The organism is Streptomyces sp. V4I23 (assembly GCF_030817975.1).
In the GTDB taxonomy this organism is placed as follows: domain Bacteria; phylum Actinomycetota; class Actinomycetes; order Streptomycetales; family Streptomycetaceae; genus Streptomyces.
The window spans coordinates 1,289,801-1,304,281 of sequence record NZ_JAUSZW010000004.1 but is presented as its reverse complement, the minus strand read 5'-3'; the positions used below and the strand labels follow the sequence as shown (position 1 = coordinate 1,304,281).

10 protein-coding genes are annotated in these 14,481 nt (G+C 73.8%); 7 read left to right on the top strand and 3 right to left on the bottom strand.

Annotation, left to right across the window (positions count from 1 at the left end; translation table 11 throughout):
- Positions 1 to 67: 67 nt before the first annotated feature.
- The 3 genes from QFZ82_RS08080 (at position 68) to QFZ82_RS08070 (ending at position 2,550) form a co-directional block, all read left to right on the top strand.
- The gene (locus tag QFZ82_RS08080) at positions 68 to 889 is read left to right on the top strand and encodes an SAM-dependent methyltransferase (protein WP_307712487.1); all 822 of its coding nucleotides are present in this window, start codon (positions 68 to 70) and stop codon (positions 887 to 889) included.
- A gap of 93 nt (positions 890 to 982) precedes the next feature.
- Positions 983 to 1,888, top strand: a complete 906-nt coding sequence (locus QFZ82_RS08075) for a LysR family transcriptional regulator (protein WP_307712486.1) — start codon at positions 983 to 985, stop codon at positions 1,886 to 1,888.
- An 89-nt stretch (positions 1,889 to 1,977) separates the two neighbouring features.
- Positions 1,978 to 2,550 (top strand): cysteine dioxygenase family protein, encoded by a 573-nt coding sequence (locus tag QFZ82_RS08070; RefSeq protein ID WP_307712485.1) that lies wholly within the window; start codon positions 1,978 to 1,980, stop codon positions 2,548 to 2,550.
- A 470-nt stretch (positions 2,551 to 3,020) separates the two neighbouring features.
- On the opposite strand, the gene QFZ82_RS08065 is transcribed toward QFZ82_RS08070, so the two are convergent.
- Positions 3,021 to 5,888: a LuxR C-terminal-related transcriptional regulator gene (locus tag QFZ82_RS08065; RefSeq protein ID WP_307712484.1), complete on the bottom strand. Its 2,868-nt coding sequence runs from the start codon at positions 5,886 to 5,888 to the stop codon at positions 3,021 to 3,023.
- 209 nt (positions 5,889 to 6,097) lie between these two features.
- Between QFZ82_RS08065 and QFZ82_RS08060 the strand changes: the two genes are divergently transcribed.
- Positions 6,098 to 6,733: an ATP-binding protein gene (locus tag QFZ82_RS08060; RefSeq protein ID WP_307712483.1), complete on the top strand. Its 636-nt coding sequence runs from the start codon at positions 6,098 to 6,100 to the stop codon at positions 6,731 to 6,733.
- Between the two features lie 30 nt (positions 6,734 to 6,763).
- Here QFZ82_RS08060 and xylB read toward each other — a convergent pair whose 3' ends face one another.
- A complete protein-coding gene (xylB, locus tag QFZ82_RS08055) occupies positions 6,764 to 8,245 on the bottom strand; it encodes a xylulokinase (RefSeq protein WP_307712482.1) in 1,482 nt (493 codons plus the stop codon).
- Between the two features lie 167 nt (positions 8,246 to 8,412).
- Between xylB and xylA the strand changes: the two genes are divergently transcribed.
- Together xylA and QFZ82_RS08045 are read left to right on the top strand one after the other, a co-directional pair.
- Positions 8,413 to 9,582: a xylose isomerase gene (gene xylA, locus QFZ82_RS08050; RefSeq protein WP_307712481.1), complete on the top strand. Its 1,170-nt coding sequence runs from the start codon at positions 8,413 to 8,415 to the stop codon at positions 9,580 to 9,582.
- A 188-nt stretch (positions 9,583 to 9,770) separates the two neighbouring features.
- Complete coding sequence (locus tag QFZ82_RS08045) at positions 9,771 to 11,273, top strand: APC family permease (protein ID WP_307712480.1); 1,503 nt, start codon at positions 9,771 to 9,773, stop codon at positions 11,271 to 11,273.
- 34 nt (positions 11,274 to 11,307) lie between these two features.
- Here the strand turns inward: QFZ82_RS08045 and QFZ82_RS08040 are convergent, their stop codons facing one another.
- Positions 11,308 to 12,978, bottom strand: coding sequence for a CdaR family transcriptional regulator (locus QFZ82_RS08040; RefSeq protein WP_307712479.1), 1,671 nt, complete (start codon positions 12,976 to 12,978; stop codon positions 11,308 to 11,310).
- Positions 12,979 to 13,070: 92 nt separating this feature from the next.
- Between QFZ82_RS08040 and lysA the strand changes: the two genes are divergently transcribed.
- On the top strand, positions 13,071 to 14,378 hold the full coding sequence (gene lysA, locus QFZ82_RS08035; RefSeq protein ID WP_307712478.1) for a diaminopimelate decarboxylase: 1,308 nt from the start codon (positions 13,071 to 13,073) through the stop codon (positions 14,376 to 14,378).
- Positions 14,379 to 14,481: the final 103 nt, after the last annotated feature.

Sequence of the window (14,481 nt, the reverse complement as noted above, 5' to 3'; positions counted from 1 at the left end):
CGGCTGGAAGGATCGCTGGTCGATCTGCCCGCGGGAACCGGGCCTCGACCGACCGGGGGAGCCTCGTATGGCCGGAACCGACAACACCGACGCACGGACCGACAGGATCGACACCAGCAGGCCGCACCCGGCCCGGGTGTACGACTGGTTCCTCGGCGGCAAGGACAACTACCCGGTCGACGAGGAACTCGGCCGGCAGATCATGGGCGTCGACGGCACCGCCCGGCACGTCGCCCGGACCAACCGCTGGTTCATGCAGCGCGTCACGCGCTGGATGGCGCGCGAGGCCGGCGTCCGCCAGTACCTCGACATCGGCACCGGCATCCCGACCGAGCCCAACCTGCACCAGATCGCCCAGGCCGCGGCCCCCGAGTCCCGCGTCGTCTACGCCGACAACGACCCCATCGTCCTCACCCATGCCGAGGCCCTGCTGCGCAGCACTCCCGAAGGCGTCACCGACTACATCCAGGCCGATGTGCGAGAACCGGAGCGCATCCTGGAACAGGCGCGCAAGACCCTCGACTTCACGCGGCCCGTGTCCCTGTCGCTGGTCGCCCTGACCCACTTCCTGGACGACGACGACCACCCGTACGACCTGGTGGAGCAGCTCATGGCGGCGCTGCCCCCGGGAAGCCACCTCGTCCTGTCCCAGCTGACGGCCGACCTCGACCCGGCCGCCGTGCTGCGCGGCGTGCAGATGTACTCCGCGGGCGGCGTCACCCTCGTCCCGCGGACGCACGCCGAGGTGTCCCGCTTCTTCGACGGGCTGGAGCTCGTCGAGCCCGGTGTCGTCCAGCTGACGCGGTGGCACCCCGAACTGGCCATGGACGAGACCGTCGACGAGGACGCGGTGATCTCCCTCTACGGTGCGGTGGCCCGCAAACCCTGAGAAGACGCGGCCACAGGGGGCGGTCCGGCGCCGCCGCTGGTTTCCGCGCACCCCAAAAATCTCTTATGACGCGCTCTCGCCTATGATGCGCCGGTGTTCGATTCCCGGCACATCAGGACGTTCCACGAAGTCGTCAAAACCGGCTCGTACTCGGCCGCGGCCCGTGTCCTCGGCTACACCCAGCCGGCCGTGACCCAGCAGATGAAGGCGCTCGAACGGGACGTCGGCTCCGCGCTGTTCGTGCGGGTCGGGCGCGGCATGCGGCTCACCGAGGCCGGACAGGCGCTGTCCCGGCACGCGAGCAGCATTCTGGACTCCATGTCGGCCGCGCAGGAGCAGGTGAACGCCCTGACCCGGCTGCGTTCCGGCAGGGTCCGCCTCTGCGCCTTCCCCAGCGCCAACTCCACCCTCGTACCCGAGACCCTGGCCCGGCTGACCGCCTCCCACCCGGGCATCCGCGTCGACCTGCTGGAGGACGAGCCGCCCGAGTCGCTGCGGCGGCTGGCGCGCGGCGAGTGCGACGTCTCCCTCGCCTTCACCTACCCCGGACTGCGTCAGCACGTGCCCGGCGAACTGGTCGAGATCCCGCTGCTGGAGGACCAGTTGACCGTTCTGCTGCCGCGCGCCCACGCCCTGGCACGGCGGCGCATGGTGCGCCTCGCCGACCTCGCGGGGGAGCGGTGGATCGCCGGGTGCCCGCGCTGCCGTGCCAACCTGCTGCACGAGTGCGCCGAAGTGGGCTTCGTGCCCGACATCGCCTTCATGACCGACGACAACCTCGCGGTGCAGAGCCTGGTCGCGGAAGGGCTCGGCGTGGCGATGATCCCCGCGCTCGTCCTGAACTTCATGCGCCACGAGAAGGTCGCCGGCCGGCCCCTGCAGCCCTTCTCGCGCCGCAAGATCTTCGCGTACGTGCTGCGGGAGCACCTGAGAGTTCCGGCCACCTCGCTCGTCCTGGAGGAACTGCGGACGGTGGCGGCCAACAAGGTCGGCTGCTGAGCGCCGGCGTGCCACTCATAACCGCCGCTTGGGAGAACCCAGGAAATCGTCGTTGGACGTGAGGCTGCGCGCGGCCGGACGCTGCGCGCATGACGACATCACCCACCGCCTTCACCGCGGCCCGGACCACCGCCCGTCTCGACGCGCTGATCGACGGCGTGCGCGACGCGGTCGGTCGCGGGCTGCCGCCGGATCTGACGGCGCATCTCGTCGGCGAGCGCCTCGCGCCGCACCTGGGAGCGGACGACCTGCTGACCCCCGAGCAGTGTGAGAGCGATCCAGAGCGCTACCGGCAGCACCTGCTGCACGCCGAACACGACGGCAGCTTTTCGCTCGTCGCCCTCGTCTGGCTGCCGGGGCAGGGCACGGTGGTGCACGACCACGTGGCCTGGTGCACCACCGGTGTGCATCGGGGCGAGGAACACGAGCGGCGTTACCGGCTGGTCCCCGCCGACGGCCACGGCTCCACGGCGCGGCTCGTCGCCACCGCCGACGCGGTGGCCCGGCAGGGCGAAGTCTGCGGATTCGCGCCGCCCGGGGACATCCACCGCGTACGGAACGCGGGTTCGGCGACCGCGATGTCCCTCCACGTCTACGGCGCGGACATCTCCCGCCTCGGCACCAGCGTCCGCCGGGTCTACGACCTGCCGGCCGACCGCTGACCACCCGGCGCACGGCGACGCCGCCCGAACCGCGCGGCGCAGCACCCCACAGAACGCCCCGGCGGCCGACCGTCGTTCGCGCGCGGCGCCCGTCGCGTCGGGCGGTCCACCGACCGTACGGGAGTCGGCCATGCCTCACGTCAGACGGTCCGCCGCACTGCTGCCGGGTGCCCGGCGAACCTCCACCGCCGACGCCCGGGCGCGCGGCCGCCCGGAACGGCCCGCCGCGTCGGGGCCGGGTCCCCCTGGTCACCGCGCGCAGCGCGGATGCGCGGCTGGCGTGCCCGGGGGCCGGGCTCCCATGGCCGTACGTCCGCGCCGCCGTCGGTGTGTGTGTGGGGGGTCGGCACGGCCGTTCGACACCCGGCCGTCCCGGGCACCGGCAGGACGCTATGGGGCGGCCCGGGCCTTTCCTATCCGTACCGCCGATTTACGGATACGCAAAGAAACACCGGCGCACCGGCCCCGCGTCATTCCGGGCGCTGGGACCGCGCCCGCGACAGCGTCTGCCGGGACTGCGACTCCCGCTTGCGGCGGGCGCGGGCCACATGCTGCTCGACCGTGCGCGGCGACAGGTGCAGTGTCGCCGCGATCTCCCGGTTCGTCAGCCCGGTCGCCGCCAGGTCGGCGACCTCCTGCTCGCGTGGGGACAACTGGTCGCCGTAGCTGGGGCGCCCCCGCGGACGCTGCCCGTCGGCGGGCTGGTGCGCGCGCAGCGTCGCCCGGACGCGGGCGGCGTCCCACACCGCCCCGAGTTCGGTCAACCGCTCGACGCAGGACGCCAGTTCGGCGACCGCCGTCTCCATGTCCCGGCCCGAGGCCAGCAGGCAGCGGGCGGCGCCCTCGGTGGCGAGGACCGCGGAGTAGGGACGGGGAAGCCCCGCGTACACGAGCGCCGCCTGATGGAACAGCTCCGCCGCAGCGCCCTGTTCGCCCTCCGCCTCGGCGAGCAGCGCACGGCACCACCGCAACGCCGCGTCGGACGCGGGCGCCTGGCGTCCTTCGAGACCTTCGGCGTACTCGGCGACCATGCTCCGGGCCGTCGCTTGCCGGCCCGCGCGCAGGGTCGCCTCCACGGCCCACGGAGCCAGCTCCGCGCCCCACACCCACACACCCTTGTCCCGCAGCCGGTCCCACGCCATCGACGCCTGCTCCACCGCGGTGTCGACGTCGTCGCGTACCAGCGCCATACGGATCAGGGCACCGGAGGCGGTTGCCACGTGCGGCACCGCCGTCGCGTCGCCCGCCCGCGGCCCCTCGTCGGCCAGCCACGCCGTCGCCTGCTGCCACTCGCCCTTCGACAGCGCCAGCAGCCCCAGCACCGTGCGTCCGTCCACGGCCATGCCCGGCATGGTGTCGGCCTCGGCCACGCACGCGCGGGCCCGGGCGGTGAGATCGGACCAGTCGCCCGCCGCCCAGTCGATCAGCAGCGACGTGCCGCGCGCGCCCTGTTCGACGTACGCCGCACCGCTGCGTGCGGCGAGCTCGACGCCCTCGGCGAGCAGTGCGCGGGCGGGGGAGAGCTGGCCGAGCCACAGCGCGCCGTCGGCCGCGTTGCACAGGCCGCGGGCCACATGCTGCTGATACGCCGCGTCGTCGGTGTCCCTCGGCAGGAGCTCCAGCGCCTGCCATGCCGACGGGTCGCCCACGTACATCAACGTGCCCACGCGGTTGGCGGCCACCGCCGTACGCGCCTCCTCGTCGCCGCTCTCCGCGCCCGCCTTCTCCGCCCGCTCCAGCCAGTACATGTTCTGCTCCAGCGGGACCGTCGACAGCAGGGGCATGGCCAGCGCGGCCATCGCCCTGGCCGCAAGCACCGGCCGCTCCTGCAACTCCTCCACCGCCTTCTGGAGTTCCAGCCAGCCGTGTGTCCCGGCCACCGCCTGGTTGCACAGCAGCAGCCCGAGGTCGAGGCGGATCTGGCCGCGGACCGCGGGCGGCAGCGTCTGCTCGTCGAGGATCTGCCGCAGCACGGTCACCGTCTGCTCGGAACGCAGCCCGAGCACGGCACTGTGCGCGAGCAGTGGCGCGAGCCGCGCACGGGCCTGCGGCGGAACCGTCGGCAGCGACAGGGCTTCCTCCAGCAGGTCGACCGCCGCCTGGTGGTCGCCTGCTGCCGCCCGCTCCTGTGACGCCCGTTCCACCGCGCGCAGCCAGCCGCCTGCCTCGCCCGCGTGGCGCCGGTGCCGGGCCAGCGGGACCCAGGGAACCGGCTGTCGGCGGGCGAGAACCGCGGCCGCGCGGCGGTGCATCCGGCGCCGGACCGGGCCCGGCACCTCGGCGTACACGGCCGTCCCGGCCAGCGGAACGAAGAAGCCGTACCGGCCGAGCTCGTCCTCGGTCAGTACGGCCGCACGCAGTGCGCCCACCAGCGCCTCGGTGCCCTGGTCACCCACGAGCCCGGCCACCGCCGTGAGTTCATCTGCCCCGGCGGGCTCGCCGAGCACGGCGGCGGCCCAGGCGACGGGGCGCAGCCGCGGTTTCAGCGCCGCGGTCCGGCTGAGGGCGAGCGCCGCGAGGCGGGGAGGGACACCGGCGGCGTCCAGGTCCCGGGGCGAGTACCGTTCGCGCGGCTCGCCGGTCTCGCGCAGCAGACGCACCAGATCCGCGACGACCTGGGGGACGCCGCCGGAACGCTGCCGGATCCGTGCGAACAGCTCCGCCGGCCCGCAGTCCGCCCCGAGCCCCTCCTCCACGAGGCGGCGCACCTGCTCCCCGTCGAGCGGCGTGAGACGTATGTGCCGCACGGCGAGTTCGGCGGCGTAGGAGGCGCCGAGCCCCAGGGGGAGACCGGCGTCGCGCAGTTCCTCGGGCCGGTAGGTCACGGCGAGCGCCAGACCGCGGGGAGGGCGTGCGACGAGACGGCGCAGCAGGTCGAGGGAGGAGCGGTCGGCGAGGTGGACGTCCTCGGCGACGACGAGGGCGGGGGCGGGTCCCCGGCCCCGTGCGGCCGCGGTGCCGGGGCGGCCGTCCGGTGTGCGGTCGGCCGCGTCGAGCAGCGGAGCCAGGGCGGCCGACACGTGTGCGGTGCGCTCCGGTGCGGGGGGACGGCCGGGCGGGGCCGCGGCGGGTGTGCGGGGTGCCGAGCAAGCGGGGCCGGCGGGGCGCTCGGTCACGGACATCTCCGTCACCAGGGCGCCGAAGGGGGAGAACGCCACGGTGACCGTCTGCGCCTGCGCGGCTTCGGTGAGCCGCCGCGCCAGCCGTGACTTGCCGGTGCCGGCCGCGCCCTCGATCAGCAGCAGGGCCGGCTCACCGGGGTCGTCGGTCTCGCCGGCGCTGTGCGCGAGCACACGCGTCAGCCAGCGGTCCGCCGCGGCGTCACTGGGCGTGTCCACCGCATCACTCTCCTGGGAGGTTTCGGGGCAATTCGATTCTTTACGTATACGGGTTTCAGTGTCCCTGATTGTGCCGTCCGCGCACGGCCAGGAGTGTTGAGCTGCCGCAGAAGATCTGCATGGCTGTCGACGGCCGGTGAGGCGCGATCCGACCTCCCGGCCGCTGGACCTTGGTCAGGGCAGTGCTGCCCGACCGAACAGGAGCCCAAGTGATCGCCATAGAACGTGCATCGGACCCGGCCCCGCAACGGGCCGGACCCACCTCTGCTCTGCGAAGCCTCGCCCACTGCGCGATGCCGTCCTCACCACAGGCAGCGCGGGCACTGCGGCGCTTCGTCCGGGCGGTCGCACGCCGGTGGCGGCTGGCCGAGCACTTCGACGAGGCGCTGTCGGTGATCGTCACCGAACTCGTCACGAATGTGGTGATGCACAGCGGCAGTCCGTGGGTGTCCACGGCGATCAGTCTCCGCGGTGAGCTGCTGTTGATCGAGGTGATGGACGCCGGCTGCTGGAAACACCGCCCCAACCCGCGCCAGGAGCCGCTGGACGCCGATGTGCCCTGCGGGCGCGGCCTGCGCCTCGTCGACGCGTACGCGACCCGCACAGTCGCGCACCGCACCGAGACGGGCAGCATGGTCCGGGCCGAGATCGCCCTGAGCGGCGGGCCCCGCCCCCCGGCCGGCGCCGAGCCCGCCCTGGATCTCGACGCGGTCGACGAGCTCGACCTGGACGAGGGCCTGGGTCTGGACCAGGACCTCGGGCTGGGGGACGAGGACCTCGACCTGGACGTGGACGCGGAGCTGGAGCTGGAGGACCTGGACATGGACCTCGATCTGCGGCCGTGACCGTGGCGTCGGGCCGGGCGGTCCGCGCGGTCAGGTCAGCAGCGAGGGAGTCGCACGGTCCAGGACCGAGGAGACCCGCTCCCATGCCTCCATGTCGCGTTCCAGCGGCGGCAGTTCCCTGCCGCCCGTTTCCCAGCCCGTCGCGATCGACACCGCGTCCTCGCCGGTCGCCGCCGACGCCGCCAGCGCCGCGGCCCCCAGAGCCACCAGTTCGGTGCTGTCCGGGATCAGCAGGGGGCGGCCCGACAGGCGGCGGACCGTCTCGACCCAGTGGCGGCCCTGCGCGCCGCCGCCGACCAGACGCAGGGGGCGGGACGCCGTCTCCGGCGCGGCCGGGTCCTCGCCGCAGGCGCGCAGCACTTCGTCGAGTGCGCGCAGCACCGTGACCACCGCCCCCTCGTAGGCCGCGCCGAGGATCTGCTGACGGGTGGTGGTGTGCCGCAGGCCGGTGAGCAGGCCGGCGGCGGTGGGCAGGTCCGGGGTGCGTTCCCCGTCCAGATAGGGCAGGACCACCAGTTCGCCGCCCGCCTCGGCCGCGTCGCGGTCCAGGCCGAGCAGGGCCGCGACCTTGTCCACAGCCAGTGTGCAGTTGAGCGTGCAGGCGAGCGGGAGGTACGTGCCGTCGGCAGCGGCGAACCCCGCCAGCAGGGGCGACGCGGGGCGGGTGCGGCTCGCGGCGAACACCGTGCCCGACGTTCCCAGACTCAGCACCGGGTGGTTCAACAGCCCCTCCCCGCCGAGTCCGAGACCGACCGCCGCGGCCATGTTGTCGCCGGTGCCGGCGGCCACGGCGGTACCGGCCGGGAGGCCGAGCGCGGACGCGGACGCGGTGGTGAGCGCGCCGAGGCGGGTGCCGCCCGTCGCCGCCACCTGCGGCAGCAGGGCGGCGTCGAGGCCGACGAGGCCGAGCAGTTCGGGGTCGTAGGCGCCCGTGGCCGTGGAGTACCAGCAGGTGCCCGACGCGTCGCCCGGGTCGGTGGCCGCGACGCCCGCCAGGCGCTCGGTCAGGAAGTCGTGGGGGAGCCGTACGGCCGCCGCGGCCTTTGCGCCGGCGGGCTCGTTCTCCCGCAGCCACTGCCACTTCGCCGCGGTCATGGACGCGACCGGCACCGATCCGGTGCGCGCCGTCCAGGCGTCCGGGCCGCCGAGGGCCTCGGTCAGGGCAGCCGCCTGGGGTGCCGAACGGGTGTCGTTCCACAGCAGCGCGGGGCGCAGCGGGGCGCCAGCCCGGTCGAGGACGACGAGGCCGTGCTGCTGGCCGGCGACCGCGATGCCGGTGACGGCGGAGGCGTCGACGCCCGCGGTCCTCAGCTCCTTGAGGCCGGTCGCGACCGCCTCGCGCAGCGCCTGCCACCAGACCTCCGGGTCGGTCTCGCGTGCGCCGCCCTCTCCGTCGACGCGATGGGGCGCCCGCCCGATGGCGAGTGGCCGGCCCGTGGCGGCGTCGGTGAACACCGCCTTGGTGGACTGGGTCGAGCTGTCCACCCCGATGACGACCGCGTTCGCCGGCATGGCTCCACCTCTCGTTCCGTCGCGGCCGTGTATTTGGCCGAGCTCCGAACAAATTACGCCACGGCCGGTCGGGTGCACCAGACGTCGCGCGTCTTCATTGATCGGGCCCGAGTGTGCATTATTAGTAAGGTAAGAAAACAAACTCGGACGCGAAGGCGGGCACGGCCATGACGGAACGCTTCACACCCACACCCGGCGACAGGTTCAGCTTCGGTCTGTGGACCGTCGGCTGGCAGGGCCGGGACCCCTTCGGCGACGCGACACGGCCCCCGCTCGACCCCGCCGAGTCGGTCCGCAGGCTCGCCGGGCTCGGCGCCTACGGTGTGACCTTCCACGACGACGACCTGATCCCCTTCGGCGCGAGTGACAGCGAGCGCGCCGAGCACGTCAAGCGCTTCCGGCAGGCCCTGGACGAGACCGGCATGGTCGTGCCGATGGCCACGACGAACCTGTTCACACACCCCGTCTTCAAGGACGGCGGCTTCACGGCGAACGACCGCGACGTGCGCCGGTACGCGCTGCGCAAGACCCTCCGCAACATCGACCTCGCGGCCGAGCTCGGCGCGCGGACGTACGTGGCGTGGGGCGGTCGCGAGGGCGCGGAGTCGGGTGCGGCCAAGGACGTGCGCGTCGCTCTGGACCGGATGAAGGAAGCCTTCGACCTGCTCGGCCAGTACGTCACCGAGCAGGGCTACGACCTGCGCTTCGCCATCGAGCCCAAGCCCAACGAGCCCCGCGGCGACATCCTGCTGCCGACGGTCGGTCACGCGCTCGCGTTCATCGAACGCCTGGAGCGGCCCGAGCTGTACGGCGTGAACCCGGAGGTCGGCCACGAGCAGATGGCGGGGCTGAACTTCCCGCACTCCATCGCGCAGGCCCTGTGGGCGGGCAAGCTCTTCCATATCGACCTGAACGGCCAGAACGGCATCAAGTACGACCAGGACCTGCGCTTCGGCGCCGGTGACCTGCGGTCGGCGTTCTGGCTGGTCGACCTGCTGGAGACGGCCGGGTACGAGGGCCCGCGCCACTTCGACTTCAAGCCGCCGAGGACCGAGGACGGCGACGGGGTGTGGGCGTCGGCGGCCGGCTGCATGCGCAACTACCTGATCCTCAAGGAGCGTGCCGCTGCCTTCCGCGCCGATCCGCAGGTCGTGGAGGCGCTGCGCGCGGCGCGCCTGGACGAGCTGGCCCGTCCCACGGCGGACGACGGCCTCGCGGGACTGCTGGCGGACCGGGCCGCCTACGAGGAGTTCGACGTCGACGCGGCCGCCGAGCGCGGGATGGCGTTCGAGCACCTGGACCAGTTGGCGATGGACCATCTGCTGGGGGCCCGCTGACATCCGAGGACGAACACGCCGAGCACCCCTAGGGGTTGAGGCACGGAGAGTCCACGTGCGAACTGGACAACCGACGGTAAGTTTTTGTACAGACGCACGTCTTGCGAAGATTTTTTGCGGCGGCGCACGATCACCGGCAGCCCCCGCGGCAACGCCGCAGACGGGGTCACGGATCTCCAGGAGGAGCCATGAGCCGCGTGATGAGTCAGCTGTGCCGCCGTAAATCGCTGGACCGCTTGATGGCCGAGTGCGACACCGCGGCGGACGGCTCCGCCCTGCGCCGCACCATCGGCCTCGGGCAGTTGACTCTGATCGGTATCAGCTCGGTCGTCGGCACCGGCATCTTCTTCGTCCTCGGCACCACCGTGCCCAAGGCCGGCCCCGGTGTCGTCCTGTCCTTCGTCGTCGCCGCCGTCGTCGCCGGCCTCGCCGCGCTGTGCTACGTGGAGCTGGCCGGCGTGCTGCCGGTGGCGGGCAGCACCTACTCGTACGCGTACGCCTCCCTCGGCGAGGGCGCCGCCTATCTCGTCGCCTGGTGCCTGATCCTCGAGTACGGGGTGGCGGTCTCGACCGTCGCCGTCAGCTGGGCCCAGTACCTCAACGAACTCACCGACGCGCTCTTCGGGTTCACTCTTCCCGACGCGATCAGCCAGCCGCCCGGGGCCGGCGGCTACGTGAACGTCCCCGCCCTCGTCGTCGTCCTGCTCTGCTCGCTGCTCCTCACCCGCGGCACCCGCGAGTCCGCCGCCGTCAACGCGGTCATGGTCGCCGTCAAGATCGGCGTCCTCGTCGTCTTCGTCGCCATCGCCCTCACCGCCTTCCGCGCCGAGAATTTCAGCGACTTCGCACCGCACGGCATCGCGGGCATCGGCGTCGCCGCCTCCGGCGTGTTCTTCTCGTACGTCGGATTCGACACCGTCGCCACCGCGGGCGAGGAGGTCCGCAACCCGCGCCGCACGATCCCGCTGGCCCTGCTGCTCACCCTGGGCGCGGTCACGCTGCTGTACATCCTGGTCTCCGTCGCGGCCGTCGGCGCCCAGCCCACCGGCCGGTTCGGCGAGCAGGCCGACGCCGGCGAGGCCGTCCTCGCGCAGATCCTGCGGGACGTCACCGGGGCCGGCTGGCCCGCCGTGCTGCTGTCCGCCGGCGCGGTCGTGTCCATCTTCAGCGTCGTGCTGGTCACCCTCTTCGGACAGACCCGCATCCTGTTCTCGATGGCCCGAGACGGTCTGGTGCCGCAGATCTTCCGCCGCGTCGACCGCAAGCGCCACACGCCCGTGCACAACACCTGGATCGTCGGCGTGCTCGTCGGCGGGCTCGCCGCGCTCGTGCCGCTGCAGTACCTGGCGGACCTCACGTCCATGGGCACCCTCGTCGCGTTCGTCGCCGTCGCGGCCGCGGTCGTCGTCCTGCGGCGCATCGCCCCCGACGCCCCGCGCTCCTACCGGGTGCCGCTGTACCCCGTCGTCCCCGTGCTCGCGGCGGGGTCCTGCCTGTACCTGGCGTACCTCCTGCCGGGCATCACCTGGACCCTGTTCGGCGCCTGGCTGCTCCTCGCCGCCGCGCTCTACCTCGGCTTCGGACGGCGGCACTCGGCCCTGCGGGCCGACGAAGGACAGGAGGGCGCCCCTTCGACGGCGCGCGCCGAGACCGGCCTGGAGACGGCGGCCGCCGACCGGCCACGCGTCTGAACCGTCCCACCCGGCGCCGCGGGCGCCCTGCCGGTCACTCCCGGCGGGGCGCCCGCGGCGTCTGTCCGATCCGACCGGGCGGGCCCGGTTCGCCGGCTGCCAGCGCCAGTTCCAGCCAGGCGGCCAGCACCACGTCCGGGTCGTCGAGGTCGAGACCGAACAGCTCGCGGGCCCGGCGCAGCCGGTAGCGCGGGGTGTTGGGATGCACCGTCAGGGCGGCCGCCGCCTTCGCGATGTCGCCGACCGCCGCCAGCCAGGCCCTGAGGGAGGCCGCGTAGTCCGTCCCGTGCTCGGCGTCGTGCGCCAGCAGCAGGGCCACCGCGGGCAGCCGCAGCCAGGGCTCACGCCGCAGCTCACCGCTCAGCCGGTCGAGCAGGACCAGATGGCGTACGTCCTCGGCCGTCGCGGCGCCATCGGCGCCCCCGCTGCGGGACACGGCCCGCAGGACGTCGTCCGCCTCCGCGCGCAGCGCCGCCGGCCGCAGCAGATCCGCGTACGGGCGGGTGACAGCCGCCCGCAGGGGACCGCCGACCGACGACCGCAGCGCGGTCAGGGCCCCGTCCGCGAACCGCCGGACGGCGGCGGTGTCGCCTGGGACGAGGGCGTATACGGCCCCGGAGGTCGCGGCGACCGTCGCCTCCGGCCGGTGTGCCGCGCAATGGCGCACCAGGGCCGACTCGAGGTGCGCGACGAGCGCGTGCGCGGCCGCCCCCGTGTCCGGCCCGGGCGTGAACCCGGCGAGGCACACCGCCGCCCCGGGCTCCAGCCCCAGCACGGAACCGGCCTCGTCGGCGGGGGGACCGTACCCCTCCAGCAGCGACCGCAAGGTGTCCTGGCGCAGGCGGTGTTCCGCCTCCTGGACGTTCAGTGCGCGCAGCAGGTGAGGGGCGGCGAGCCGGGCACCGTCGGCCAGTGAGGCGACGGCCCGCGGCGACAGCCCGTCCTCCGGCTCGATCGCCCACAAGGTGCCGAGCGGCAGGGTCCCCGCCCGCACCGCCACGGCGGCGCGGGCCAACTCCTCGCCCTGGGCGGGGAACCGCACGACACCCGAGGCTGCCAGCACCTCGCGGTACTGCTGCCGCTGCTCGGGCTGGTCGGGCACCCGCCGCTGCAGAATGCCCCGTTCGCGCAGGGTGTCGATGCGCTGCCCGGGGACGTTCGAGTACGCGACGACATGCTGGTCCAAGTCCTCGACCGCGACCGAACCGCCCAGCACGGCGGCCAGGTTGTCCGCCAGCGCGAACAACTGCTCGCCGCCGACCGGGGCGGACACCGCCGTCCCGCCCACGCCGTACGCGGCGAGCGCGCAGCTGAGCGCCGCGTCGACCTGCTGCCAGGGCACGCCGTCGTCCGCCCGGAGCACGGCGATCCCGCAGCGGTCGGCCTCCTCGACGAGCCGGGCCGGGTCCTGGCCCCGGCACTTGACGACCACCGCGGCGAACCGCCGCCCGGCCGCCCGGCGCACCGCCTCCCGCGCCCGGGGGTCGGCCACCTCGCCGGCCACGGCGAGCAGCAGCGCGGCGGGCGTGGCGGGCAGCGGCTCGTTCGGGTCGTGGACCACGGTTCCGCGCACCGGGACGTCGAGCCCGGCCGGCGCCGTGAGAACGCGCACCGGCACGTGGCCCGGCGCGTCCAGCAGCACCCGCAGCGTGCCGGCGACCCGCTCGTCGGGGAAGGGGGCCGACGACCTTGTCGGATCGGACAACGAAGGGCTCATTTCCTGAGGGGATCGGCAGGGCCGGCGACCAGGGCCGCCCGCCAGGATAGGCCCGCCCCATCGAGACAGGAGTCGCCCCCATGACCGTGGCCCCCGCCGACATCTCCACCGCCGCCGACCTGGTCGGACTGTTCCCGCCCGGCTCCCACCTGGCAGAAGACGGCGAACTCGTCATCGGCGGCTGCCGCGTCGGTGAACTGGCCGAGCGGCACGGCACCCCGGCCGTCGTCGTCGACGAGAACGCCCTGCGGGCGACGGCCCGCCGCTATGTACGGGCCCTCGCCGAGCATTGGCCGAACGGACAAGTGGTCTTCGCCTCGAAGTCCTTCCCCTGCACGGCCGTCGTCCGCACGAGGGCCGAGGAGGGCCTCGGCGTCGACGTCACGGGAGGCGGCGAGCTGGCGGTGGCGCTGGCCGCCGGCACCGATCCTCGGCGCATCGTCGTGCACGGCAACGCCAAGACCGACGAGGAGCTCGCGATGGCCCTGCGCGCGGGCGCGGGGACCGTCGTCGTGGACAACTTCGACGACATCGACCGCCTCGAACACCTCCTGGAGCACGACCGCGAGGCCCGCGCGCGGGCCCCGCAGCGCGTGCTGATACGGGTCATCCCCGACGTCGACGCCGACACCCACGAGGCGATGGCGACCGGGCACCGCCACTCCAAGTTCGGCCTCGCGGTGCCCGACGCCGTCCGCGCGGCCGGCCGGCTGCGGGGCGCCAAGCGGCTGCTGCTGGAGGGACTCCACGTGCACGTGGGCTCCCAGCTGCTGGACACGGCGCCGTTCGCCCGCGCCGTGGAGGCGATCGCGGCGATCGGTGAACTCGGCGAGCACGCGGTGTACGACCTCGGGGGCGGCCTCGGGGTCCGCTACACGTACGCCGACCGCCCGCCGACGATCGAGGAGTACGTCCGCACTCTCACCGACGCCGCCCGCAAGCACCTCCCGGCGACGGCCCGCCTGCTCATCGAGCCCGGCCGCTCCCTGGTCGCCGGGGCGGCCACCACGCTCTACCGCGCCGTGACCGTCAAACACGGGCCGCGCACGCTCGTGGCCGTCGACGGGGGCATGGGCGACAACCTGGAACCGATGTTGTACGGACAGCGGTTCGAGGCGACGGTCGGCACGCGGGTCGGCGGGGGCGTCGGCTGCGACCTGGTGGGGAGGCACTGCGAGTCGGGGGACACCCTGATCCGCGACGTGCCGCTGCGGGACCCGCGCGTGGGCGACGTCATCGCGGTGCCGGTCACGGGCGCGTACTGCCTCTCGCTCGCGAACAACTACAACGGCGCGCGTCGCCCGCCGGTGGTCTTCTGCGCGGACGGCATGTCGCGGGAGGTGGTCCGCCGCGAGACGTACGAGGACCTGCTGCGCCGCGACGTCTGAGGCGGGGCGCTCGCCGCGCCTTGTCGGGACCCTTCAGGTGTCACCTGTTCGCGGCCGTCCGGCGGGGCGATCGGACCCGCCTCGGCGAGGTCTTCGGGGATCA